Origin of the sequence: Pseudomonas fluorescens, assembly GCF_902497775.2 — a bacterium.
Lineage (GTDB): Bacteria > Pseudomonadota > Gammaproteobacteria > Pseudomonadales > Pseudomonadaceae > Aquipseudomonas > Aquipseudomonas putida_F.
In genome coordinates this window covers 4,374,247-4,399,277 of the sequence record NZ_OZ024668.1, presented here as the reverse complement: position 1 = coordinate 4,399,277, position 25,031 = coordinate 4,374,247, and the positions used below count along the sequence as shown (strand labels likewise).

General features: G+C 62.0%; 21 protein-coding genes. 5 read left to right on the top strand and 16 right to left on the bottom strand.

Annotated elements, in window-relative coordinates:
- The first annotated feature begins 2 nt into the window (after nucleotides 1-2).
- Nucleotides 3-827: a tetratricopeptide repeat protein gene (locus F8N82_RS20240; protein ID WP_080764800.1), complete on the top strand. Its 825-nt coding sequence runs from the start codon at nucleotides 3-5 to the stop codon at nucleotides 825-827.
- On the opposite strand, the gene F8N82_RS20235 is transcribed toward F8N82_RS20240, so the two are convergent.
- The gene (locus F8N82_RS20235) at nucleotides 790-1,953 is read right to left on the bottom strand and encodes a type III PLP-dependent enzyme (RefSeq protein WP_036993923.1); all 1,164 of its coding nucleotides are present in this window, start codon (nucleotides 1,951-1,953) and stop codon (nucleotides 790-792) included. The genes F8N82_RS20240 and F8N82_RS20235 overlap by 38 nt on opposite strands.
- A gap of 646 nt (nucleotides 1,954-2,599) precedes the next feature.
- Here F8N82_RS20235 and F8N82_RS20230 point away from each other — a divergent pair.
- From F8N82_RS20230 to F8N82_RS20220, 3 genes are all read left to right on the top strand, one after another.
- Nucleotides 2,600-3,088, top strand: a complete 489-nt coding sequence (locus tag F8N82_RS20230) for an RNA polymerase sigma factor (protein WP_038997000.1) — start codon at nucleotides 2,600-2,602, stop codon at nucleotides 3,086-3,088.
- A 17-nt stretch (nucleotides 3,089-3,105) separates the two neighbouring features.
- Nucleotides 3,106-4,086, top strand: coding sequence for a FecR family protein (locus F8N82_RS20225; RefSeq protein WP_038996998.1), 981 nt, complete (start codon nucleotides 3,106-3,108; stop codon nucleotides 4,084-4,086).
- Nucleotides 4,087-4,194: 108 nt separating this feature from the next.
- Entirely contained in the window at nucleotides 4,195-6,633 is a 2,439-nt protein-coding gene (locus F8N82_RS20220; RefSeq protein WP_038996996.1) for a TonB-dependent siderophore receptor, read from the top strand.
- A 67-nt stretch (nucleotides 6,634-6,700) separates the two neighbouring features.
- Here F8N82_RS20220 and F8N82_RS20215 read toward each other — a convergent pair whose 3' ends face one another.
- From F8N82_RS20215 to F8N82_RS20200, 4 genes are read right to left on the bottom strand one after another with little or no spacing between them, the layout of a single operon-like run.
- On the bottom strand, nucleotides 6,701-7,855 hold the full coding sequence (locus F8N82_RS20215; protein ID WP_038996995.1) for a betaine/proline/choline family ABC transporter ATP-binding protein: 1,155 nt from the start codon (nucleotides 7,853-7,855) through the stop codon (nucleotides 6,701-6,703).
- The gene (locus tag F8N82_RS20210) at nucleotides 7,852-8,499 is read right to left on the bottom strand and encodes an ABC transporter permease (protein WP_038996994.1); all 648 of its coding nucleotides are present in this window, start codon (nucleotides 8,497-8,499) and stop codon (nucleotides 7,852-7,854) included. The genes F8N82_RS20215 and F8N82_RS20210 overlap by 4 nt, the downstream gene beginning before the upstream one ends.
- Nucleotide 8,500: 1 nt before the next feature.
- Nucleotides 8,501-9,409, bottom strand: coding sequence for a glycine betaine ABC transporter substrate-binding protein (locus F8N82_RS20205; RefSeq protein ID WP_038996992.1), 909 nt, complete (start codon nucleotides 9,407-9,409; stop codon nucleotides 8,501-8,503).
- Nucleotides 9,410-9,423: 14 nt separating this feature from the next.
- The gene (locus F8N82_RS20200; RefSeq protein WP_038996991.1) at nucleotides 9,424-10,137 is read right to left on the bottom strand and encodes an ABC transporter permease; all 714 of its coding nucleotides are present in this window, start codon (nucleotides 10,135-10,137) and stop codon (nucleotides 9,424-9,426) included.
- A gap of 333 nt (nucleotides 10,138-10,470) precedes the next feature.
- Between F8N82_RS20200 and F8N82_RS20195 the strand changes: the two genes are divergently transcribed.
- Complete coding sequence (locus F8N82_RS20195; protein WP_010223431.1) at nucleotides 10,471-12,054, top strand: peptide chain release factor 3; 1,584 nt, start codon at nucleotides 10,471-10,473, stop codon at nucleotides 12,052-12,054.
- Nucleotides 12,055-12,158: 104 nt separating this feature from the next.
- On the opposite strand, the gene F8N82_RS20190 is transcribed toward F8N82_RS20195, so the two are convergent.
- The 11 genes from F8N82_RS20190 to F8N82_RS20140 all read right to left on the bottom strand — a co-directional run bounded on the left by F8N82_RS20190 (nucleotide 12,159) and on the right by F8N82_RS20140 (nucleotide 24,813).
- Nucleotides 12,159-13,238: a polyamine ABC transporter substrate-binding protein gene (locus F8N82_RS20190; RefSeq protein WP_038996989.1), complete on the bottom strand. Its 1,080-nt coding sequence runs from the start codon at nucleotides 13,236-13,238 to the stop codon at nucleotides 12,159-12,161.
- 55 nt (nucleotides 13,239-13,293) lie between these two features.
- On the bottom strand, nucleotides 13,294-13,635 hold the full coding sequence (locus F8N82_RS20185; protein WP_038996988.1) for a cupin domain-containing protein: 342 nt from the start codon (nucleotides 13,633-13,635) through the stop codon (nucleotides 13,294-13,296).
- Between the two features lie 32 nt (nucleotides 13,636-13,667).
- Nucleotides 13,668-15,074, bottom strand: coding sequence for an NAD(P)/FAD-dependent oxidoreductase (locus F8N82_RS20180; protein ID WP_038996986.1), 1,407 nt, complete (start codon nucleotides 15,072-15,074; stop codon nucleotides 13,668-13,670).
- A 61-nt stretch (nucleotides 15,075-15,135) separates the two neighbouring features.
- On the bottom strand, nucleotides 15,136-15,945 hold the full coding sequence (locus tag F8N82_RS20175; RefSeq protein ID WP_038996985.1) for an AraC family transcriptional regulator: 810 nt from the start codon (nucleotides 15,943-15,945) through the stop codon (nucleotides 15,136-15,138).
- A gap of 86 nt (nucleotides 15,946-16,031) precedes the next feature.
- Entirely contained in the window at nucleotides 16,032-17,000 is a 969-nt protein-coding gene (locus F8N82_RS20170; RefSeq protein ID WP_038996983.1) for a peptide ABC transporter ATP-binding protein, read from the bottom strand.
- The gene (locus F8N82_RS20165) at nucleotides 17,000-17,968 is read right to left on the bottom strand and encodes an ABC transporter ATP-binding protein (RefSeq protein WP_038996982.1); all 969 of its coding nucleotides are present in this window, start codon (nucleotides 17,966-17,968) and stop codon (nucleotides 17,000-17,002) included. Before F8N82_RS20165 ends, F8N82_RS20170 begins: the two co-directional genes overlap by 1 nt.
- 10 nt (nucleotides 17,969-17,978) lie before the next feature.
- The gene (locus tag F8N82_RS20160; protein ID WP_038996981.1) at nucleotides 17,979-18,908 is read right to left on the bottom strand and encodes an ABC transporter permease subunit; all 930 of its coding nucleotides are present in this window, start codon (nucleotides 18,906-18,908) and stop codon (nucleotides 17,979-17,981) included.
- 10 nt (nucleotides 18,909-18,918) lie between these two features.
- Nucleotides 18,919-19,929 (bottom strand): ABC transporter permease subunit, encoded by a 1,011-nt coding sequence (locus F8N82_RS20155; RefSeq protein ID WP_036993941.1) that lies wholly within the window; start codon nucleotides 19,927-19,929, stop codon nucleotides 18,919-18,921.
- A gap of 74 nt (nucleotides 19,930-20,003) precedes the next feature.
- Nucleotides 20,004-21,599, bottom strand: coding sequence for an ABC transporter substrate-binding protein (locus F8N82_RS20150; protein ID WP_038996978.1), 1,596 nt, complete (start codon nucleotides 21,597-21,599; stop codon nucleotides 20,004-20,006).
- 72 nt (nucleotides 21,600-21,671) lie between these two features.
- Nucleotides 21,672-22,997 (bottom strand): OprD family porin, encoded by a 1,326-nt coding sequence (locus F8N82_RS20145; RefSeq protein ID WP_052251583.1) that lies wholly within the window; start codon nucleotides 22,995-22,997, stop codon nucleotides 21,672-21,674.
- 223 nt (nucleotides 22,998-23,220) lie between these two features.
- Nucleotides 23,221-24,813 (bottom strand): ABC transporter substrate-binding protein, encoded by a 1,593-nt coding sequence (locus F8N82_RS20140; RefSeq protein ID WP_038999607.1) that lies wholly within the window; start codon nucleotides 24,811-24,813, stop codon nucleotides 23,221-23,223.
- Nucleotides 24,814-25,031: the final 218 nt, after the last annotated feature.

Sequence of the window (25,031 nt, the reverse complement as noted above, 5' to 3'; positions counted from 1 at the left end):
CCATGACCTTTGCGTTACGCAATCGCCAGGAACTGGACAGCGAACAGTTCGCCCAGATGCTCCAACACAGCCCGGCCAAGGCTGCCCAGGCATTGTTGGCCGCCGCAGGGCAGGACATCGTTGAGGCGCAGTTGCTGCTCGGGCAGATTCTCCTCGACGGTCGCGGTATCGAGCAGGATCCGGCCCTGGCCCGGCGTTGGTTCAGCATTGCCGCCAGCCGTGGCAGTGCCATGGCGCACAACATGCTCGGGCGTTGTCTGGAGCATGGCTGGGGTGGGGCAGAGGATCTTACGGCGGCAGCTGATCGTTATCGTCAGGCGGCCCGCGCCGGCCTCGATTGGGGGATGTACAACTTCGCCAATCTGCTTGCCACTGGTCGCGGCGTGACAGAGGACAGTGCTGCAGCCCTGGTTCTATATCGCCAGGCGGCCGAACTCGGTCATGCCAAGTCGATGAACCTTTTGGGGCGTTATCTGGAAGAAGGGTTGCATTGCCCGCGTGATGAAGGCGGCGCGCAAGGTTGGTATCAGCGCTCGGCAGAGGCTGGGGATTTCCGCGGGCAGTTCAGCCATGCCGGGGTGCTGGCCGCCAAAGGGCAGACGCACGAGGCCCTGGTTTGGCTGGAGCAGGCATTGGCCATTGGTAACGTGAACTTCCTGAGGGTTGCAGGACCTGCGCTGGAGCAGGCCGGGCAAGCCGAAATCCGCGCCCTGGCGCCGGCCTACCGGGCCCGTTTGCTGCAACTGCAAACGGGCCCCGAAGGGGCTGCCGGGCAGCCTGATACGACGCTTACAGGTAGTAAGCCTTCAGCGGCGGGAAGCCGTTGAATTCCACCGCGCTGTAGCTGGTGGTGTAGGCGCCGGTCGACAGCCAGTACAGGCGGTCACCGATGGCCAGGTTCAGCGGCAGGCCGTACTTGTAGTGCTCGTACATGATGTCGGCGCTGTCGCAGGTCGGGCCGGCAATCACCACTTCTTCCATCTCGCCTTTTTTCTCGGTCCAGATCGGGAACTTGATGGACTCGTCCATGGTTTCGATCAGGCCGGAGAATTTGCCCACATCGGTGTACACCCAGCGCTCGACGGCGGTACGCGACTTGCGCGCCACCAGCACCACTTCGCTGACCAGGATGCCGGCGTTGGCGATCAGCGAACGGCCTGGCTCGAGGATGATTTCCGGCAGGTCATCGCCGAAGTCTTCCTTGAGGAAGCGGATGATCTCTTCGGCATAGGTTTCCAGGCTGTTGGTGCGGGTGATGTAGTTGGCCGGGAAGCCGCCACCCATGTTGATCAGCTTGAGCTCGATGCCGTCTTCTTCTTTCAGGCGTTCGAAGATCACCTTCACTTTGGCAATCGCCGCATCCCAGACGCTGATGTCGCGCTGTTGCGAGCCCACGTGGAACGACACGCCGTAAGGCACCAGGCCCAGGTCGCGGGCGAGGATCAAAAGGTCCATGGCCATGTCGGTCTGGCAGCCGAACTTGCGCGACAGTGGCCAGTCGGCGGTGGTCGAGCCTTCGGTGAGGATGCGTACATAGACCTTCGAGCCTGGGGCGGCCTTGGCGATGTTGCGCAGGTCGGCTTCAGAGTCGGTGGCGTACAGGCGCACGCCCTTCTCGTAGAAGTAGCGGATGTCCTTGGACTTCTTGATGGTGTTGCCGTAGCTGATGCGATCGGCGCTGACACCGCGGCCCATCACTTTGTCCAGCTCGTAGATCGAGGCGATGTCGAAGCTCGAGCCCTTTTCCTTGAGCAGGTCGATGATCTCCACGGCCGGGTTGGCCTTGACCGCGTAGTAGACCTTGGCGAATTCGAAACCGGCGCGCAGGTCGTCATAGGCCTGGCTGATCATCTGGGTGTCGATGAGCACGAACGGGGTTTCTTGCTTGTCGGCGAAGGCCTTCATTTTCTGGAAGGTATCGCGCGCGAAGTAGTCTTCGACCTGAATCGACATGCTTAGGGACTCCATGGGCAAACTGAAAAAATAAGTGGCTGCAACTGAACGTCCTCCGTATCCCCACTTTGGTTCGCCTACTTCCCAAGGCATGTCGCCGAAAGCAAAAAGGTCAACCGTGCGTGATGAAGCGAGCTACGGGTGACCTTGCTGTCTCGTCGTCAGTACTTGAGCCGGATGGATCGTTTCCAGCATGGACGTTCGGCGCGAACTTTAGGACCTGAGGGGCTTGAGATCAACAAAAAATGTCGCGTTTTTGCACACGTCCGTCGCCCTGAATTGGCTAGCCACTTTTTAACCGACCCAGGTAAACAGTAGATGTTCAATTTGATGACAAAAGCGTTAAAAATACCCGTATACGCCGGGATCTTTCGTAGAACACGCAAATGGATGCAATCGTCGAAGTTGGTGGCGAAAGTGCGGTAAATGTCGGGAATTTTGAGGCGCAATGAGGTTACGTCTGAATGTGAGATTGGAGGGCGACCGTTCATATTTTTTTCCGCTCTGACCGCCGGTCATCGACATGTTTTTTTGCGGATTTTTTTCCCTTCAGGCGCTTCGTCGGCAGGGATGATCTTCGATTGCCGGCCTTAATAAGAAACATTACTATTCGCGCCATTCATTATCGCCTGTGAAGACCCGCCCCGTGTCGCGACACAAAGGCTTCCTTGACCACTACCACGAGCTGATCGGCACTTGGACGCGCAAACTGCGTAGTCGTCAACAGGCCGAGGACCTGGCGCATGACGCATTTGTGCGGGTCCTGGAAAACGACCAGGCCGGGGTCGAGCAGCCGCGGGCCTATTTGCACCAGATCGCACGCAACATTGCCGTGGACGGCTATCGCCGCGAAGACCGCCGCCAGGCCTTGGAGCAGGACGCTTTCGAGCTTGGCAGTGACGCCAGTGGCGATCCGGAGGCCTATATGAATGCCGTGGAACTGGCCGACAGCGTCGAGCGTGCCCTGGCCGAGTTGCCGCTTAATTGCCGGCGGGTGTTCATCTGGCAGAAGCTCGAAGGCTTGACCCAGGCCGAGATCGCCGCGCGCATGGGCTTGACCAAGAACATGGTCGAAAAGTATATGATCCGCACGCTCCGGCATCTGCGTGAGCACCTGGATGTGTCGACGAGATGAGTCAGGCGAATGTATTCATGAATCAGCACGCATGCCGTTGCGGCAGCGAGACCGTGCGCGAGCAGGCGGCCCAGTGGTTTGCCCGCAGCCGCGATGGCGCCCTGGCGCCGGCGCAACAGGGCGAGCTGCAGCGCTGGCTGGCCGAGCACCCGCAGCATCAATACGAATTCGATCTGCTTGGCACGCTCTGGGGTGCTGCCGGGCAGGTGCCGCGCGCGCGTCTTGAGGCCCTGTGTCAGCCTGATCCGGTCAGCCAGTTGCCCCGTCGGCGTTTTGTTCGCCAGGCGCTGGCGGCCGGCATCGCGACCCTGGCGCTGGGCTTGGGCTTGGGCTGGTCTGGCTGGCAGCAGCATCAGCTCAATTACCAGGGCCAGGTGCAGACCGCCCTGGGCGAGCGTCGCCAGCTCGACTTGCCGGATGGCTCACAGCTTGAAGTCAATGGTCGTACGCAACTGGTCGTACAGTTCAGCGCCGGTCAGCGGCGTATCGAATTGCGTGAGGGCGAGGTGATGTTCAGCGTCGCCCACGACAGCGAGCGGCCCTTTGTGGTCAGCACCGGCAACGGCACGGTGACTGTGACCGGTACCCGTTTCGATGTACGTCAGGACCCTGAGCAAACCCGCGTGGCGGTCGAGAACGGCTCGGTGCGGGTTGAAGGCCGCGATGCTTCCAGGGCGTTGCTGACAGCCGGGCTGGGTTCGTACATTGATGCCCGCGGCCAGGTGGCGGCGCCCTACGCGGTGGATGCCGCAGCAGTGACCGCCTGGCGCAAGGGCAAGCTGGTGTTCAACGATGCGCCGCTCAGCGAGGTGGTCAAGGAAGTCTCGCGCTACCGCGAGCAGCCGTTGCGTGTGGCCCCCGGCAAGATCGCCGCGCTGCGCCTGAGCAGCACCTTCAATGCCGACGATACCGACGCCTTGCTGCGGGCGCTGCCAAGCATCCTGCCGGTGGCGATCAAGGCCCATGCCGATGGCTCCCGCGAAATAATCGCAAAATAAATTCAGGTTTTTTTTCAGTTGTTCGTCTTCCTGCCCAACTGCAACTGCCAAGCATTTCCATTTGCATGGCATTGACATCTATTTGGACCCTCAGGACCTCTCGACGACGTGAACAACAACAAAGTTTCCCCGCGTTCTTCTCGCTGGTTGCCCCTGGCCTTGGCCCTGGCTGTCAGCGGCGGTATCGCCAGCAGCTATGCCGCCCCGGCGCCTGCGAGCATCCAGATCCAGGCCCAGCCCCTGGCTTCGGCGTTGAGCCAGCTGGGTCAGCAGACTTCGCTGCAACTGTTCTTCAGCCCGGAACTGGTGGCGGGCAAGCAGGCGCCAGCGGTGTCCGGCAACCTGCAACCGGAAGAGGCCCTGCGCGCGTTGCTTGAAGGCAGTGGCCTGACCTACGAAATTTCCCAGGGAACCGTCGTCCTGCACCCTGCGCAGACGGCCGGCACTCTGAGCTCCGGCAGCCTTGAATTGGCGCCCACCGACGTCAAGGTCGTCGGTGACTGGCTTGGCAGCGCCGAAGAAACCGTGGTCCATAACCATCCCGGTGCGCGCACCGTGGTACGCCGCGAAGCGATGGTCGAGCAGGGCGCATTGAACGTGCGCGATGTGCTGCGCGGTGTGCCAGGTGTCCAGGTGCAGGATTCCAACGGCACCGGCGGCAGCGACATCGCCTTGAACGTCGGTGTGCGCGGCCTGACCTCGCGGTTGTCGCCACGCTCCACGGTGTTGATCGATGGCATCCCGGCGGCGTTTGCGCCCTATGGCCAGCCACAACTGTCGATGGCGCCGATTTCCTCCGGCAACCTCGACAGCATCGACGTGGTCCGTGGCGCCGGCTCCGTGCGCTATGGCCCGCAGAACGTCGGCGGGGTGATCAACTTCGTTACCCGGGCGATCCCCGAGAAAGCCACCGGCGAACTGTCGACCACTATGGAAACTTCCCGCCACGGCGGTTGGAAGCACATCGAGTCGGCGTTTCTCGGCGGCACTGCCGACAATGGCCTGGGTGCGGCCTTGCTCTACTCCGGGGTCAACGGCAATGGCTATCGCAGCAGCAACAACGACAACGATATCGATGACGTGTTGCTCAAGACCCATTGGGCGGTCACCGACAGCGACGAGTTCTGGCTCAACTTCCACTACTATGACGCCAAGGCCGACATGCCCGGTGGCCTGACCCAGGCCCAGTTCGACGACGACCCGTACCAGTCCGACCGCGACTACGACACCTTCAGCGGACGGCGCAAGGATGTGTCCTTCAAGTACCTGCGCCAGATCGACGACGTCACCCAGTTCGAAGTGCAGACCTACTACACCGACAGCTTCCGCGGCAGCAGCATTGCGGCCCGCGACCAGAAAACCCTGTCGTCGTACCCGCGCAGCTACCGCACCTTCGCCATTGAGCCGCGGGTTTCGCGGATCTTCTTCGCCGGCCCCACCACTCAGGAAGTCAGCGTCGGTTACCGCTACCTGAAAGAAGCGATGCACGAGCAGTCGACCCGCCTGGCGCTGATCAACAACGTGCCGACCGTGACCCCGAGTTCCGATGGCCATGTATTCCAGGACCGCACCGGCGGTACCGAAGCCAGCGCTTACTACATCGATGACAAGATCGATGTCGGCAACTGGACCATCACCCCGGGAATCCGCTTCGAGCACATCAACACCGACTGGCATGAGCGCCCGGTGCGCGGTACCAACGGCGTGCCGGTGCAGGAAAAGAACCGCAGCGTGACCAGCAACGAACCGTTGCCGGCGCTGAGCGTGATGTATCACCTGTCTGATGAGTGGAAGCTGTTCGCCAACTACGAGACCTCGTTCGGCAGCCTGCAGTACTTCCAGCTTGGCCAGGGCGGCAGCGGCGACCAGACCGCCAACGGCCTGCAGGCCGAAAAGGCCAAGACCTACGAAGTGGGTACCCGCTTCAACAACGGTACCTGGGGGGGCGAGCTGACCGCGTTCTACATCGACTTCGATGACGAGCTGCAGTACATCAGCAACGACATCGGCTGGACCAACCTCGGTGCGACCAAACACCAGGGCATCGAAGCCTCGATGCATTACGACCTGTCGGGGCTCGATCCGCGTCTGCAGGGCCTGAGTGCCAATGCCGGGTTCACCTACACCCGCGCCACCTATGAAGGTGAGATCCCGGGATTCAAGGGTCGTGACTTGCCGTTTTACTCGCGGCAGATCGTCAACGCCGGGCTGCGTTATGAGATCAATCGCTGGACCTGGAACCTGGATGCCTACGCCCAATCGAAACAGCGCGCACCGGGTACCGGCATGAATGCCGATGGCAGTTTCAACGGCAACTACATCACCGAGCCGAGCGCCGATGGCCAGTACGGTGATATTCCGGGCTACGTGACCTGGGCGGCACGCGGTGGCTATGACTTCGGCAAGGAACTGTCGAACCTCAAGCTCGCGGCCGGGGTGAAGAACATCTTCGACAAGCAGTACTTCACCCGCTCCAGCGATAACAACTCGGGGATCTACCTGGGTGAACCGCGCACCTTCTATGTGCAGGCCAGTGTAGGCTTCTGAGGCCTGATCGCGGGGCAAGCCCGCTCCCACATGTAGGAGCGGGCTTGCCCCGCGATGCTTTTCAGCGTTACGCGACCGCTTCTGCCGGCGACACAATGCTGGTCTTGCCCCCACGCGAACGCCCCGAACTCAGGTAGGCGGCAATCGATTCCTGGGTCACTTCGCCGAGGAACACCTGCTCGGCATCCAGCACCGGCAGCCACGAGCGATTGAACTCGTACATCCGCGACAGGAGGATGCGCAGGTGTTCATCGTGCGATGCGGTGGCGTTGAAGGTGCGCAGAAAATCAGCGCAGCTGCCGTGCTGGCGATGCAGGTCGCGACGGCGCACATACCCCATGGCCTTGTTCTGCCCGTCGGTGACTACCACATACCGGCGATCATGTTCGTCCATCAGTTCCACGGCCTCGTTGGCCGGCGTTTCCGGGCTCACCGACGGCGCGTTGTCGGCGGCGTCTTCGGCTCGCACCAGCAACAGGCGCTTGAGGGTGCTGTCCTGGCCAACGAAGTTGCTGACAAAGTCGTCGGCAGGATGGGCCAGCAGGGTGTCCGGGTGGTCGATCTGGATCAGCTTGCCGGCGCGGAAAATCGCAATCTTGTCACCCAGCTTGATCGCTTCGTCGATGTCGTGGCTGACCATGATCACGGTCTTGTTCAGCGCCCGCTGCATCTCGAAGAATTCGTTCTGGATCATCTCGCGGTTGATCGGGTCGACCGCACCGAACGGCTCGTCCATCAGCAGCAATGGTGCATCGGCGGCCAGGGCGCGGATCACGCCGATGCGCTGTTGCTGGCCCCCGGACAGTTCACGCGGGTAGCGTTGCAGGTACTGCTTGGGCTCAAGCTTGATCATGCTCATCAACTCGCGGGCACGCTCGTGGCATTTCTGTTTATCCCAGCCGAGCAGGCGCGGGACCACGGTGATGTTCTCCTCGATGGTCATGTTCGGGAACAGACCGATCTGCTGGATCACATAGCCGATGCGCCGACGCAGGGTCACTTCATCAAGGCCGGTGGTGTCTTCGCCGTTGATCAGCACCTTGCCCGAGGTGGGCGTGATCAGGCGGTTGATCATTTTCAGCGTGGTGCTCTTGCCGCAACCGGACGGGCCGAGGAACACGCAGATCTCGCCTTCGTTGACGGTCAGGCTGACGGAGTCGACGGCTTTGACGTCTTTACCGTTGGCGTGAAAGGTCTTGCTGAGGTTCTGAAGTTCGATCATGGGCGCAGTCCTTTTGGAGTCAGGGAGCGTTGCAGGGCTTGCAGCAGCAGGTCGGCGAAGATGGCCAGCAGGCTCACCAGCACGGCACCGACCAGCAGCATCGACATGTCGCTGCGGCTGATGGAGGTGAGGATGAGCACGCCCAGGCCACCGGCGCCGATGGTCGCGGCGATGGTCATGACGCCGATGTTCATGACCACGGCGGTACGCACGCCAGCGAGGATCACCGGCACGGCGATAGGCAGCTCGACCATGCGCAGGCGCTGGCCGAAGGTCATGCCGATGCCGCGGGCAGCTTCACGGATGCCCGGCTCGACGTTGGTCAGGGCCAGGTAGGTGTTGCGCAGGATCGGCAACAGCGAATAGAGGAATACCGCGGTGATCGCCGGCAGCGGCCCCAGGCCCTGGCCGAACTTGGAATAGAACGGCAGCAACAGGCCGAACAGGGCGATCGAGGGAATGGTCAGCAGCACCGTGGCGCTGGCCTGCAAGGGGCCTGCGAGGGCCGGGAAGCGGGTCATGAGGATGCCCAGCGGCACGCCGAACAGAATTGCCAGGCTGACGGCGATGCCGACCAGGGTGATGTGCTGCCAGGTCAGGTGCAGTACCTGGGCCCAGTCGAGGTGGGTAAAGGTATCGAGCATGTTATGGCTGCTCCTGTGCAGGTGGATGCTGGCGCAGGTACTCGGCGGCGACTTTGCCCGGGCTCTGGTGTTCGACATCGACCTTGGCGTTGAGCTGACGCATGGTCTCGTCGTCGAGTTGCTCGGCCAGCGGTTTGAGCAGGCTGGCCAGTTGTGGGTTGGCGTCGAGCACGGCCTTGCGCACCACCGGGGCGGCGGTGTAGTCGGGGAAGTAGTGCTTGTCGTCTTCCAGCAGCTTGAGGTCGAACGCGCTCAGGCGCCCGTCGGTGGTGTACACCAGGCCACTGAACACCTGGCCGTTGCGCAGCGCGGTGTAGACCAGGCCAGCGTCCATCTGGCGGATGTCGCGGCGGGTCAGTTGCAGGTCGTAGGTTTCGGTCAGGCCCACCAGGCCATCGGGACGGTTGGCGAACTCGGTGTCCAGGGCCACCACGTGGGTGCGGTCCTTTTCATCGCGCAGCACCTGGTTCAGTTCGCTGATGCTGTTCACCTGCGGGTACTGATCGGCGACCTTGCGCGGCAGGGCCAGGGCGTAGGTGTTGCTGAACTTCGACGGCGTCAGCCAGATCAGGTCTTTCCTGGCATCCAGTTCCTTGACCCTGGCGTAGGTCGCGGCGGCGCTGGGCATGCGCTCGTCGATATGGTTGTAGGACACCAGCGAGACGCCGGTGTATTCCCAGACCATGTCCAGCTGGCCGGTTTCGTGGGCGCTGCGGGCCAGGTTACTGCCCAGGCCGCCGGTGATGCGCACGTCAAAACCATGCTGGTTGAGGTACTGAGCGGTGATTTCCGCCAGCACCGTTTGTTCGGTAAAGACCCGCGCGCCAAGGCGGATCACAGGTTTGCTCGCGGCCTGGGCAAATCCTGCGAACAGCAGGGCCGCGCCCAGCAACAAGGCGATTCTTTTCATTGGAGTTCCTTCGCTTAGTGAGCCAGGCCGCGTTCAAGCCAACGGCGGCTGGACTGCGCCACCAGGGCGTCGAGCAGCAGGGCGAGCAGGGCGGTGCAGGCAGCGCCGAGCAGCAGTTGCGGCTGATTGTTCAGGGCGATGCCGGGGAAAATCAGGCTGCCCAGACTGTTGGCGCCGATCAGGAACGACAGTGGTGCGGTACCGACGTTGATCGCCAGGGCCACCCGCACACCGCCGATGATAATCGGCACGGCGTTGGGCAGCTCGACCCGCCAGAGTGTCTGGCGCGGGGTCATGCCGATGCCGGTAGCGGCTTCCTTGAGCGAGGCGGGAACGTTTTTAAGGCCTTCGTAGGTGTTGCGTACGATCGGCAGGAGGGAGGCGAGGAACAGCGCGAAGATCGCGGGACCGGCGCCAATGCCCAGGAAACTCAGGGCAATGGTCAGAACGGCCAGAGGGGGGATGGTGTTGCCAATGTTGAAAAACTGCATGAAACGTTCGGCGCGGTCGACCCGATGCGGTCGACTCAAGGCAATCCCAGCGGGTATGCCCACGGCTAACGCCGCCACCATCGACAGCAACACCAGCATCAGGTGCGCTTGCAGGTAGAACCACAGATCGGCGCGGTAGTGCGCGATCGTATCGATGCCGATCCAGTGGATCAGCAGGGCCAGGATGACGAGCACGAAGGCACATCCCATCAGCCCCTTGCCATAGCTTTTAGCCACAGGCGGACTCCTTTTGTTGTCGGCGAACACACTCCCGTGGCGGCCACCATTCCAGGCGGCAGGCAGTGTGATCGCGATAAGCAGCGCGTTGTCCGAAATCGGAGCTGAACACGCCATAAGCGAAGCCTCGTCAGGCTCGTAGTGCCGGTGAAACCAACCCTGACGAACGGTCATGACCGATTGCATATCAGGGGAGTGGACGCCTCCACAGCCGTAAAGGTTCCCATCTGAAGCGGCATTTGGCCAGCGCCGATTAACCCAACGGTTCAGTTTGGGGGTAAATTTGGGCTATAATCGCCGCCCTTTTTTGAATCACCTGCCAGGCGATTTCCCATGACCAACCAGGCCGCCGAAGTCGCGAAACGCCGCACCTTCGCCATTATTTCCCACCCCGATGCGGGTAAGACCACCATCACCGAGAAGCTGTTGCTGATGGGCAAGGCGATTGCCGTTGCCGGTACGGTGAAATCGCGAAAGTCCGACCGCCATGCCACCTCCGACTGGATGGAAATGGAGAAGCAGCGTGGTATCTCCATCACGACCTCGGTGATGCAGTTCCCCTATCGCGAGCACATGATCAACCTGCTCGACACCCCGGGCCACGAAGACTTCTCGGAAGATACCTACCGTACCCTCACCGCCGTCGACTCGGCGCTGATGGTGCTCGACGGCGGTAAGGGCGTCGAGCCACGGACCATCGCCCTGATGGACGTCTGCCGCCTGCGTGATACGCCGATCGTCAGCTTCATCAACAAACTCGACCGTGACATCCGCGACCCGATCGAACTGCTCGACGAAATCGAAGCGGTACTGAAGATCAAGGCCGCGCCGATCACCTGGCCGATCGGTTGCTACCGCGATTTCAAGGGCGTGTACCACCTGGCGGGCGACTACATCATCGTCTACACCCCAGGCCACGGCCACGAGCGCACCGAGGTGAAGATCATCGAGAAGCTCGACTCCGATGAAGCCCGCGCCCACCTGGGTGACGAGTACGAGCGCTTCCTCGAGCAGTTGGAGCTGGTGCAGGGTGCCTGCCACGAGTTCGACCAGGGCGAGTTCATGCGCGGCGAGCTGACCCCGGTGTTCTTCGGTACCGCACTGGGCAACTTCGGTGTCGACCATGTGCTCGATGCCGTTGTCGACTGGGCGCCACGCCCGCTGCCGCGCGAGGCCAACGAGCGCGCCGTCGAGCCGACCGAAGAGAAGTTCAGCGGTTTCGTGTTCAAGATCCAGGCGAACATGGACCCCAAGCACCGCGACCGTATCGCCTTCATGCGTATCTGCTCCGGCCGATACGAGAAGGGCATGAAAATGCGCCACGTGCGTACCGGCAAGGACCTGCGTATCGGTGACGCGCTGACGTTCTTCTCCTCCGAACGCGAGCAACTGGAAGAGGCCTGGGCCGGCGACATCATCGGCTTGCACAACCACGGCACCATCCAGATCGGCGATACCTTCACCGAAGGTGAGGCCCTGGGCTTCACCGGTATTCCGCACTTCGCCCCGGAGCTGTTCCGCCGCGTTCGCCTGAAAGACCCGCTCAAGTCCAAGCAACTGCGCCAGGGCCTGCAGCAGCTGGCCGAAGAGGGCGCGACCCAGGTGTTCTTCCCCGAGCGCAGCAACGACATCATCCTCGGCGCCGTCGGTGTGCTGCAGTTCGATGTGGTCGCCAGCCGCCTGAAGGAAGAGTACAAGGTCGAATGCGCCTACGAGCCGATCACCGTCTGGTCGGCCCGCTGGATCAGCTGCGACGACAAGAAGAAGCTCGAGGAATTCAAGAACAAGGCGGTGGAAAACCTGGCCATCGACGGCGGTGGTCACCTGACCTACCTGGCCCCGACCCGGGTCAACCTGGCATTGATGGAAGAGCGCTGGCCGGATGTGAAATTCCGCGCTACCCGCGAGCATCACTGATTTAAGCCGCAAGCTGTAAGCTTCTAGCGGCAAGAAAGAGCAGACCGCACACACTCCGCTCTTTCTTGCCGCTAAAAACTTGCAGCTTACAGCTGGCCGAAGGCCTAGTTCCCCGCTTTGATACTGGTCCAGATCCGCGTGCGAATGCGGTCGATCTTGGCCGGCATCGCCTCCAGCGCATACAGATTGCCGAGCATCTCGTCACTCGGGTAGATCATGGTGTTGGCCTTGAGCGCCGGGTCGACCAGGGTGTCGGCCTTGAGGTTGCCGTTGGCGTACTGCACATGGTTGCTGATGTTGGCCATCACCTCAGGCTGCAGCAGGTAGTTCATGTAGGCGTAGCCGGCTTTTTCGTTCGGCGCATCAGCTGGCATGGCGACCATGTCGAACCACATCGGCGCACCTTCCTTGGGAATCGAGTAACCCACCTTCACGCCGTTGTTGGCTTCTTCGGCGCGGTTCCTGGCCTGCAGCACGTCGCCGGAAAAGCCCACCACCACACAGATATCGCCATTGGCCAGGTCACCGGTGTACTTGGAGGAATGGAAGTAGCTGATGTACGGGCGCACCTTCATCAGCAGTTCCTTGGCCCTGTCGTAATCCTCGGGCTTTTGGCTGTGGTGCGGCAGGCCCAGGTAGTTGAGGGCAATTGGCAACAGTTCCGGGCCGTTGTCGAGCACCGCCACGCCGCAGCTTTTCAGCTTGCTGATGTACTCGGGCTTGAAGATCAGGTCCCAGGAGTCCACCGGCGCGTTGTCGCCCAGTACCGCCTTGACCTTGTCGATGTTGTAGCCGATCCCGGTGCTGCCCCACAGGTAGGGGAAGCCGTATTGGTTGCCCGGGTCGTTGACCTCCAGAGCCTTGAGCAGCACCGGGTTGAGGTTCTTCCAGTTGGGCAACTGGCGCTTGTCCAGTTGCTTGAGCGCCTTGCCCTGGATCTGCCGGGCCATGAAGTGGTTGGACGGGAACACCACGTCATAGCCGGAGTTGCCGGTCATCAGCTTGCCGTCGAGGGTTTCGTTACTGTCGAACACGTCGTAGGTCGGCACGATACCGCTGGCCTGTTGGAAGTTCTTCAGGGTGTCGGGGGCGATATAGCTGGACCAGTTGTAGATTTTCACCGAATCGGCCGCCTGGGCGATGGAGGCGGCGAGCAACAAGGGTGCGAAGAGCAATGGGCGCATGTCTGGATTCCTTGCTTGGTCTGTTTTTTATCGAAGGAGGCAGGCGATCAAATGATCAGAAAATCAGCACATAGGTCTTGCGCACGGTCTCCTGGATATCCCAGATGCCGGTGCTGTTGGCCGGCAGCATGATGGCGTCGCCGGCTTCGATGGTCAGCGGTTCGCCGCCATCGGGAGTGAAGGTGCAGCGGCCCTTGATGAAGTGGCAGAACTCCTGCTGGACGATCTGCCGGCGCCAGCGCCCCGGGGTGCATTCCCAGATGCCGGTTTCAACGCCATCGCTGCGCTCGACGCTGGTTACCGAGGCGATCGAGACCGGCTCGCCGAGCGGTACGGCCACTGGGTTGGATTCGGCCAGGGTGACGCTGTCGGTGTTCTTGAACTGGGTAATGCTCATCGCGGTGAATCCTGTGCAGGGGGAACGAAAAGTCAGCGCATGAAACCTTCCATGAAGTCCGCTACGCCGCTGGCCAGGCGTCGGCGCCAGGGGGCGCTGGCCGGGTTGGCGAGGGTCTGGTCTTCATGGACGAAACTCTTGATGATCGCGTTGTAGCCCAGCCAGCGGCAGGGTTCCGGCTCCCAGCCGGGCAGACTGTGCAGGGCCCGGTCGTGACTGGCCCAGGGTTGTTCGGTGAGTACGCCGCGCCGCTCAAGGATCAGTTCGGCCAGGGTCCTCCCGCCCAGGTTGCTGGCGCCAACGCCTTCGCCGCCGTAGCCGCCGGCCAGGGCGATGCCCTGTTTGCGGTCGCAGAACATGTGCGGCGCAAAGCGCCGGGCCATGCCCAGGTTGCCGCCCCAGGCGTGGGTGATGTTGACGTTCTTCAGTTGCGGGAAGAGTTCGCCGAACAAGTAGCGGCGCAGCTCGATTTCGCTGTTGGTGAGGTCGAAGTTCTCGCGCAGGCGTCCGCCGAATCGGTACCCTCCGCGCGCGCCAAACACCAGGCGGTTGTCAGCGCTGCGCTGGCCGTAAGTCACCTGGCGACTGTTCTCGCTGAATGCCTGGCCATGGCTCAGGCCAATCTGCGCCCAGGTGTCGTCAGACAGCGGTTCGGTGGCCACCAACAGGCTTTGCACCGGCATTTGGTAGCGGCCCAGCGGCGGCAGGTTGACCGAATAACCCTCGACCGCTGGTACCAGCCACTGGCATTTGACCCGTGCCTGTAGCGTGCGAACTTCACCGCTACGCCACGCGGTGACCGGGCTGTTCTCGTAAAGGTTGACGCCCATGGCCTCGACCGCACGGGCCAGGCCGCGCACCAGTTTGGCCGGTTGGATGGTGGCGACATTGGGATTGAAAATTGCGCCATAGGGGCGGTTGATACGCAGCTGGGATTCCAGCTCATTGGGGCTCAGCCAGCGATAGTCGGCTTCGTTCAGGCCCTGTTTGTAGAGTTTGTTCAGGTACGCGCGCAGGCTGGTTTCCTGTTCGGGGTAGCGCGCTGCGCAATACAGCACGCCGCTTTTGCGGTAGTCGCAATCGATGCCTTCGCGTTCGAGCACCTGGGCAACTTCATCGGGGATGCCGTGCAGCAGGTCGTAGGCGGCGCGCCGCTGTTCGGGCGTGCAGCCGGCGAGCAGGCGGTCTTCGCCCAGCAGGTTGCCCATCAGCCAGCCGCCATTGCGCCCGGAGGCGCCAAAGCCGGCTATCTGCGCTTCGACGATGGCGATGTTCAGCGTTGGCGCCAGGCGCTTGAGGTAGTAGGCGGTCCACAGCCCGGTGTAGCCGGCGCCGATGATACAGACGTCGACGTCCAGGTCCTGTTGCAGCGCGGGGCGTGCGCTCAACGGCTCATCGAGTTGGTCCATCCACAGGCTGATACTGCGCCATGCCAGCATTGTTCGGCTCCACATCGGTAACGGTCTGTGGCGATCCTAGAAGCTTGCGGGGCGCTGTGTCTTACGTGCGTGCACGCAGAGAATTCTGTTTCACATAGGCCTTGGGCGACAGGCCGGTGTGCTGGCGAAAACACTTGTAGAACGCCGACAGCGAGTTGAAGCCGGCGGCAAAGGCCAGCTCGTCGATGCGCGCAACCGTGGAGGTGGCCCCCAGGCTGGTCAGCAAGTGCTGCAGGCGCGCCTGGTTGACGTAGCGGTAGAAGCTCTGGCCGAGCACCTGGTTGAGCAGGTAGGAGATCTGGTTGCGACTGTAGCCGCTTTCGCGGGCTACCCGTTGCAGGTCCAGCTCCGGGTCGAGGTAGGGTTGCTGGCGCTGGAAGTACTGCTCCAGGTCCTGGGCCATGAAGCTCAGCTGGCGCGGTGACAGGCCCAGGCGGCTGACGGCCGGGCGCAGGTCGTTGTGGCCGGTGTCCTGGCTGGGGGCACGGACCAGCGAGGCGTACTCGTTGACCCGCCAGATCAGCCCGTCGCGCACGGTAATCGCTTCGCTGGCCTGAAACGCCACCAGGCCCTCGCCACCGCGCAGGGTGACCTGGTACTGAATGAAGGCGGTGCAGCCGTCGACCCGGATGCGATCGCTGTGGACGATATCTTCATCGGCTTCGCGGGGCATGCTCACGCGCACGTATTCGCGCAGCTCATCGAGGTGCAGGACACGGTTCTGGAAGTAGTCGTTGTACTGGATATCGGGGTGATACAAGGCCATGACCCCGTCGAGGTCGCGATGCTTCCAGCACAGGTGATAGCGCAGGACGGTGGCGGCGGTTTCCGGGGTTTGTTCCGGGCCGTCGGGGATTGGGTCTGGGGTCATTGCGCGATAGTGATGGAGGGGCCAATCGCGGGTCAAGCCCGCTCCCACAGGGTGGACTGTGGGAGCGGGCTTGACCCGCGATGCGGTTAAAGGAACTGCTCGGCGTAATGGCACGCTACCTGCCGCGTCCCCACCTGCCTGAACGCCGGTTCCTCGCAAGCGCAACGTTCAGTGGCATACGGGCAACGCTTGTGGAAAGCGCAGCCAGGCGGCGGGTTCAGCGGGTTGGGCAACTCGCCGGAAATCTTGATCTTCGGCTTGAGCGGGTCCGGATGAATGGTTGGTGTGGCCGACAGCAAGGCCTGGGTATATGGGTGCAACGGCTTGCTGTAGATATCCTCCTTGGGCCCCATTTCCGCTGGCCGCCCCAGGTACATCACCAGCACCTGGTCCGCCACGTGGCGCACCACCGCCAGGTTGTGGGAGATGAACACGTAGGCGGTGTTGAACTCCTTCTGCAGGTCCATGAACAGGTTCAGCACCTGGGCCTGGATCGATACGTCGAGGGCCGAAGTCGGCTCATCGGCCACCAGCACTTTCGGTTGCAGCATCATTGCCCGGGCCAGGGCGATACGCTGGCGCTGACCACCGGAGAACATGTGCGGGTAGCGCTGGTAATGCTCGGGGCGCAGGCCGACCTGCTGCATCATCGCCTGGACCTTCGCGCGGCGTTCGGCCTTGGACAGGTTGGTGTTGATCAGTAGCGGTTCGCCCAACTGGTCGCCGATCTTCTGCCGCGGATTGAGCGAGGCGTAGGGGCTCTGGAACACCATCTGCACGTCCTTGCGCAGTTGCTTGCGCTCGGCCTTGTTGGCCCCGGCAACTTCCTGGCCGGCAATTTTCAGCGAGCCGGACGAGGGCTCTTCGATCAGGGTCAGGGCGCGGGCCAGGGTCGACTTGCCACAGCCGGACTCGCCAACCACGGCCAGGGTCTTGCCGGCTTCCAGTTCAAAGGACACACCGTTGAGTGCGCGCACCAGGGCATGGCCTTTGAACAGGCCACGGGAAACTTCGTAGTGACGGGTCAGTTCACGGGCGGTAAGGACGACGGTCATTACGCCACCTCCTGGTTCAGCGGGTAGAAACAACGCACCTGGCTATGGGCCTGAGGATCGAGGGTTGGTCGCTGCCGGCGGCAGCTTTCCTGCACATACGGACAGCGTGGCGATAGCAGGCAGCCTTCAGGGCGGTCGTAGCGGCCGGGGACGATACCCGGCAGGGTCGCCAGGCGCTCGGCACCTTCACTGTGTTCGGGGATCGCCGCCAGCAGCGCTTCGCTGTAGGGGTGTGCCGGCACGTCGAACAGTTCCGGTACCTGGCCGACTTCCACGGCTTGGCCTGCGTACATCACGCACACGCGCTTGGCGGTTTCGGCGACCACGGCGAGGTCGTGGGTGATCAGGATCAGGGCCATGTTCTGCTCTTTTTGCAGGTTGAGCAGCAGCTCCATGATCTGCGCCTGGATGGTCACATCGAGGGCGGTGGTCGGTTCGTCGGCGATCAGCAGCTTGGGTTCGCCGGCAATGGCCATGGCGATCGCCACCCGCTGGCTCATGCCACCGGAAAGCTGATGCGGGTAGGCATCCAGGCGGCTTTCGGCGCCGGGGATTTCTACCTTCTTGAGCAGTTCCAGGGCACGCTGGCGGGCAGCCTTGCCGCGCAGACCCAGGTGCTGGCGCAGCACTTCCTCGATCTGGAAGCCCACGGTGTAGCTGGGGTTGAGGGCGGTCATTGGGTCCTGGAAGACCATGGCCATATCCTTGCCCACCACCTTGCGCCGTTGCCGGCCGCTGAGCTTGAGCATGTTGGTGCCGTCGAAGGTCAGGGCATCGGCGGTGATCCGCCCCGGGGCGTCGATCAGGCCCATCAGCGCCATCATGGTCACCGATTTGCCCGAGCCCGACTCGCCGACGATGGCCAGGACTTCACCTTCATCGACCGAGAGGTCCAGGCCGTCGACCACCGGTACCGCGTTGGCGTCGCCAAAGCGCACATTCAGATTGTTGATTTGCAGAAGTGACATGGCGATCTCCTCAGGCGGCATTCTTGAGTTTGGGGTCCAGCGCATCGCGCAGTCCGTCACCCATCAGGTTGATTGCCAGCACGCTGAGCAAAATGGTCAGGCCAGGCAGGCTCACTACCCACCAGGCGCGTTCGATGTAGTCGCGGGCCGAGGCCAGCATGGTGCCCCACTCGGGGGTTGGCGGCTGTACGCCGAGGCCAAGGAAGCCCAGGGCGGCAGCGTCGAGGATCGCCGAAGAGAAGCTCAAGGTGGCCTGGACGATCAGTGGCGCCATGCAGTTGGGCAGCACGGTGACGAACATCAGCCGTGGCAGGCCGGCACCGGCCAGGCGCGCAGCGGTGACGTAGTCGCGGTTCAGTTCACCCATGACTGCGGCGCGGGTCAGGCGCACATAGGACGGCAGCGAGACGATGGCGATGGCGATCACCGTATTGATCAGGCCAGGGCCGAGGATGGCGACAATCGCCACGGCCAGCAGTAGCGAGGGCAGGGCCAGCATTACGTCCATCAGGCGCATGATCGACGGTCCGAGGATGCGCGGGAAGAACCCGGCCAGCAGACCGAGGAAGATCCCCGGGATCAGCGAGATTACCACCGACGACAAGCCGATCAGCAGCGACAGGCGTGAGCCCTGGATCAGCCGCGAGAGCAGGTCGCGACCCAGTTCGTCGGTGCCGAGGATGAACTGCCAGTTGCCGCCTTCAAGCCACACCGGCGGGGTCAGCAGAAAATCACGGTACTGCTCGCTGGGGCTGTGCGGTGCGACCCAGGGCGCGAACAGCGCGCAGAACACGATCAGGCTCATGAACATCAGCCCGGCGACCGCGCCTTTGTTGCGCGAGAAGGCCTGCCAGAATTCCTTGTATGGCGAAGGGTAGAGCAGGCTCTGGTCGACGGCGGTGGCTGGAGTGGTAACAGCTTTCGGAAGTGGGGTAGTCATGACGAGGCCCTCAGCGCTGATGACGGATGCGTGGGTTGGCCAGGCCGTAGAGGATGTCCACGACGAAGTTGACCAGGATCACCAGGCAGGCAATCAACAGGATGCCGTTCTGTACCACGGGGTAGTCACGGGCGCCGATGGCTTCGATCAGCCACTTGCCGATGCCCGGCCAGGAAAAGATGGTTTCGGTCAGTACGGCACCGGCGAGCAAGGTGCCGACCTGCAGGCCGAACACCGTCAGCACCGGGATCAGTGCGTTGCGCAGGCCATGCACGAACACCACACGGGCTGGCGACAGGCCCTTGGCGCGGGCGGTGCGGATGTAGTCTTCGCGCAGCACTTCGAGCATCGAGGAACGGGTCATCCGCGCGATCACCGCCAGCGGAATGGTGCCCAGGACGATGGCCGGCAGAATCAGGTGCATCAGTGCGTCCTTGAAGGCGCCTTCTTCATCGCTGAGCAGGGTGTCGATGAGCATGAAGCCGGTTTTCGGCTCGATGTCGTAGAGCAGGTCGATACGTCCGGAAACCGGGGTCCAGCCCAGGCTCACGGAGAAGAACATGATCAGGATCAGGCCCCACCAGAAGATCGGCATCGAGTAGCCGGCCAGCGAGATGCCCATGACCCCATGATCGAACAGCGAACCGCGCTTGAGCGCGGCGATTACCCCGGCCAGCAAGCCGATCACCCCGGCGAAAAACAGGGCCGCCATGGCCAGTTCCAGGGTGGCCGGGAACAGCGCGAGGAACTCGGTCCAGACGCTTTCGCGAGTGCGTAGCGACTCGCCGAGGTCACCCTGGGCGAGCTTGCTGACGTAGTCCAGGTACTGTTCGGGCAGTGGTTTGTTCAGGCCAAGGCGCTCCATGGCCTGGGCGTGCATTTCCGGGTCGACCCGGCGCTCGCCCATCATGACCTCCACCGGATCACCGGGTATCAGCCGTATGAGCGCAAACGTCAGCAAGGTGATGCCGAAGAAGGTCGGGATCAGCAATCCCAGTCGCCGGGCAATAAAACTAAACATCTTCTGGAGTACCTCATCAGCCGGTAAGGCATGCCCACCGGCACCCGTCTAGGGCGCCGGCGGTCGTTCTTGTTCTACTTCACCTGGGTAGTGGCGAAGTTGTTATTGGTGAGGGGGTTGATGTGGTACCCCTCAACGTTGTCGCGCATGGCGGTGAACATCTGCGGATGGGCCATGCTGATCCACGGTTGATCTTCATCGTACACCGCCAGAGCCTTTACATAGAGCGCTGCGCGCTCATTGTTGTCGGTGACTTCGCGGGCCTTGCTGATCAACTGCTGGAAGGTTTGATTGCACCAGCGGGCATAGTTCTCGCCACTTTTCACCGCATCGCAGCTGAGCAGCGGGCTGAGGAAATTGTCCGGGTCGCCGTTGTCGCTGGCCCAGCCGGTTGAAACCATATCGGCTTCACCCTTCTTGGCCCGGCGCAGCATTTCGGCCCACTCCATCACGCGGATATCGACGGTCAGGCCGATCTTGGCCAGGTCCGCCTGGAGCATTTCGGCGCTCAGGCGCGGGTTGGGGTTGGTCGGGCCGCCGCCATTGCGGGTGAACAAGGTCAGCACGGTGCCTTCGGGCACGCCGGCTTCCTTGAGCAGGGCGCGGGCCTTGTCGAGATCGCGGGGCGGGTTCTTGTTGTCGGTGTTGTAGCCAATCATGCTCGGCGGGTAAGGGTTGACGGCGACGAGCGCGTTGCCCTTGCCGAACAGTTGATCGACGTGGGTCTGGCGGTCGAAGGCGATGTTGATCGCTTTACGCACGCGCACATCGCTCAGGTACTTGTGTTCGGTGTTGAGCGAGATGTAGCCGGTGGTCAGGGCTTCCATCTCGGCCACTTTCAACTTGGGGTCGGCCTTGATGCTGGGGATGTCATCGGGCTTGGGATACAGCGCCACCTGGCATTCGTTGGCCCTGAGCTTTTGCAGGCGCACGTTGTTGTCGTTGGCGATGGCGAAGATCAGTGCATCGGCTGGTGGCTTGCCGCGGAAATAGTCCGGGTTGGCCTTGTAGCGCACCTGCGCGTCCTTGTTGTAGCGCTGGAAGATGAACGGGCCGGTGCCGATCGGCTTGCTGTTGAGCTCTGCGGTCTTGTCGGCCTTGAGCAACTGGTCACCGTACTCGGCGGAATAGATCGAGGTGAAGGCCATGGCCAGGTCACGCAGGAAGGGCGCTTCGGGGCGGGTCAGGGTGAAGACCACGGTGTGCTCGTCGGTCTTCTCGACGCTTTTGAGCAGGTCCTTGAAGCCCATGCTTTCGAAATAGGGGAAGCCGATGCTGGTCTTGTTGTGCCACGGGTGATTGGGGTCCAGCTGTCGTTGGAAACTCCACAGCACGTCGTCGGCATTCATCTCTCGGGTGGGGGTGAAATAGTCGGTGGTGTGGAACTTGACCCCCGGGCGCAGATGGAAAGTGTAGGTCAGGCCGTCATCGCTGATGTCCCAGCGCTCGGCCAGGGCCGGCTGGATATCAGTGGTGCCCGGCTTGAAGTCGACCAGGCGGTTGAAGATGGCCTCGGCCGAGGCGTCGGCGGTCACGGCGGTGGTGTACTGGACGATATCGAAGCCTTCCGGGCTGGCCTCGGTACACACCACCAGCGGCTTGGCCGCCAGGCCCGCCGCGGTACTCAACAGGACGGCTGCCAGGGCAGCCTGTAGTGGTAACAGTTTCATGAAACCTCCTGCAATCGATTAACCAGAGTAGCCGTCCCGGTCGATTCGGCGAACCGACCGGGAGACCGCGTTCTAGAGGAAATTGAAAGGAATGGTGGTGACAATCCGCAGCTCGTCCAGGCTACCGTCGGCCTGGGCCTTGCTGGCCCGGTGCGCGGTGTAGGTCGCGCGGATGGTGGTGTCCTTGAGGGTGCCGCTCTGCACCGCGTAGGTGGTGCCGATACCCCACTCGTAGTGGTTCTCGCCGTCCAGGCCGCGGACGTCGTAACCGGTGCTCTTGTAGTGGGTGCCGTCGATGTCCCAGCCGCGAGCGTTGTACAGGTTGAACTTCAGGCCAGGCACGCCGTACTGGGCCATGTTCAGCACGTAGGCGATCTGCATCGACTTCTCGTTCGGGCCGTTGAAGTCCGAGAGCAGGGAGTTGGCCAGGAAGATCGCGTTGGTGTCGTGCAGGTAGTCGAAGTACTCGTTGCCGTTGACCTGCTGGTAGGAGAAGGTCAGGTTGTGCGCCTGGTGGGTCAGGCCGAGCGACAGACTGTAAGTGTCGTTGTCGATGTCGCCGAGTTTGCTTTTGCCTTCATCCTTGGTCTTGTAGTAGTTCAGGCCGGTGGTCAGGCTCAGTACCGCGCTGTCGCCCAGTTCATGGCTGGCGCCGAAGTAGTACTGGTTCCACAGGTCTTCGACGTTGGACACGTAGAAGCTGGTTTTCAGGCTCTTCAGTGGCTGGTAGTTCACACCGGCGATGTTGACGTGGTCGGCTTCAAAGGCGCGATCGCCGTACTCGGCAACGAATTTGCTGGTGCCCTGTTCGGTCCGGGTCGAGAGCCGGTCGAAGGTGCCGATGTCAAAGGACAGGTTGTCGAACTCTTCGCTGTGCAGGCTCACACCCTCGAAGCTCGAGGGCAAGGCCCGGTTGCCGATATAGGCAAGCACCGGGGTGTCCATCGATTGGCGGCCGGCAGTCAGGGTGGTGTTGGAGACCCGTGCCTTGACGTTGGCCAGGCCCATCTTGCTCCACTGGCCGATGACGTCGCCATCGCTGTGGGTCAGGGTCCGGTTGTTCGGCCCGGCGACTGCGGCGCGTCCCCGCTCCAGGGCAATGGCGTTGTAGGCAGCGACTTCGGTGGCGAAGCCGATGGTGCCTTCAGTGAAGCCCGAGCTGTAGTTGAGGATGGTGCCCTGCACCCAGTTGTCACGGCTGTGGGTGTCGTGTTGGGTACCGTCGCTCTTGTAGTACTTCCACATCGGCGCACGGGTGGCGCGTTCGCGGGCATACCAGTTGCGGGTCGAGCCGGACAGGCTCTGGCCTTCAATGAAACCCTTGGCTTCACTCTGGGCGTTGGTGGATTTGACGCTGACCGGAACGAAGTCCTGGCTGGCAGGTTCGGCTTGGGCCATGACTGGCAGACCACTGAGGGACAATGCCAGTACTGCGGTTTTGGTTCGTCTCAAGGTAAAGCTCCCTTTTCTTTTCTTTTTTTTAGTTACCGCCTGGCCTTGTGAGCTGGGCGTCTTGCCGGTTGGAACAAGGGTTGCAAACGTTTGCTGCAAGGCAATCGGGCATATTCAGGCTGAAGTCGGTCGCGAGGGTGGTGTTCACCCCCGTGGCCGCTGCAGTGATTTATTCGGTACTGACGCCTGAGAAGTTGTTGCGCCCGAAAGGACTTACCTTGAAATCCACGACCTTGGCACTGAGCGGCTGGTTGACCGTCGAGTGGGCGATCGGGGTGATGGGCAACTGTTGCTTGAGGCGCTGCTGCGCCTGTTGGTAGAGCGTGGTGCGTTGCTCGCGGTCGGTGACGGTTTTGGCCTTTTTGACCAGGGCGTCGTACTGCGGGTCGCACCACATCGAGTAGTTGTTGCTGCCAATCGCGTCGCAGCTGTACAGGGTGCCGAGCCAGTTGTCCGGATCACCGTTGTCGCCGGTCCAGCCGATCAGCGAGATGTCGTGTTCACCGTCCTTGGTGCGCTTGAGATATTCGCCCCATTCATAGCTGACGATTTTCACTTTCAGGCCGACCTTGCCCCAGTCGGCCTGGAGCATTTCGGCCATCAGCTTGGCATTGGGGTTGTACGGGCGTTGCACGGGCATGGCCCAGAGGGTGATTTCAGTGCCTTCCTTGACCCCGGCGGCCTTGAGCAGTTCGCGGGCCTTGTCCGGGTTGTAGCCGGCATCCTTGATGGTTTCGTCGTAGGACCACTGGGTCGGCGGCATGCTGCCGACTGCCAGTTGCCCGGCTTCCTGGTACACCGCTTTGACAATGGCCGGCTTGTTCACCGCCATGTCCATGGCCTGGCGTACTTCAAGTTGATCGAAGGGTTTGTGCTGCACGTTGTAGGCGATGTAACCGAGGTTGAAACCGGGCTTTTCGATGACCTGCAGCTTGGGGTCGTTTTTGAGTGCATCGAGGTCAGCCGGGCGCGGGTGCAAGGTGATCTGGCATTCGTTCTTGCGCAGCTTCTGAATGCGCACCGAGGGGTCGGTATTGATCGAGAAGATCAACTGCTCGATCTTCACCTGGCTCGGGTCCCAGTAGTCCTTGTTGCCGCGATAGCGGATCTGCGAGTCCTTCTGGTAGCGCTGGAATACGAACGGGCCGGTGCCGATGGGCTTCTGGTTGATGTCGCTGGGGCGCCCGGAGCTCATCAACTGCTCGGCGTATTGCGCCGAGAGCACGGCGGCAAAGCTCATCGCCAGGTTCTGCACGAAGGCGGCATCAACGCTGTTGAGGGTGAAGACCACGGTCATCGGCGCGGTTTTTTCGATCCGGGCGATGTTCTTGTCCAGGCTCATGCTGACGAAATAGGGGAACTCGGTGGGGTAGGCTTTGCGGAACGGATGTTCGCGATCGAGCATGCGATTGAAGGTGAAGAGCACGTCGTCGGCATTGAAGTCGCGACTGGGGGTGAACGCCTTGTTGCTGTGAAACTTGACCCCTTCGCGCAAGTGGAAGGTATAGGTCAGGCCGTCGTCGGAAACCTCCCAGCTTTTAGCCAGGGCCGGCTTGACCGCGGTAGCGCCGCGTTCGAATTCCACCAGGCGGTTGTAGATCGGCTCGGCGGCGTCGTTGTCGGTGGCGCTGGTGTATTGGGCGGTATCAAAACCGCCGGGGCTGCCTTCGGAGCAGAACACCAGGTTCTTGGCCAGGCTCATGGGGGCCTGGGCGAGCAGGCCGAGGCCCAGCAATGCCGCATACATTGGGGTGTGGCGCATGACGATCCCTTCTCTCTTGTTGTTTTTCACGCGGTCCATAGCGCACAGCCATACGAATCACGCCGACCGCGGTGCATCCTTGACGTTAGGAGCATCAAGGCGCTGCAGATAGGTGCAATTACGCAGAGGTGTGTAGGAGGTGTCCGATAGGGCGGGCGACGATTCCGTGTCGATGCGCTAGCGGTTGACCTGCCAGGCCATCCGGGTACGGCCCCGGG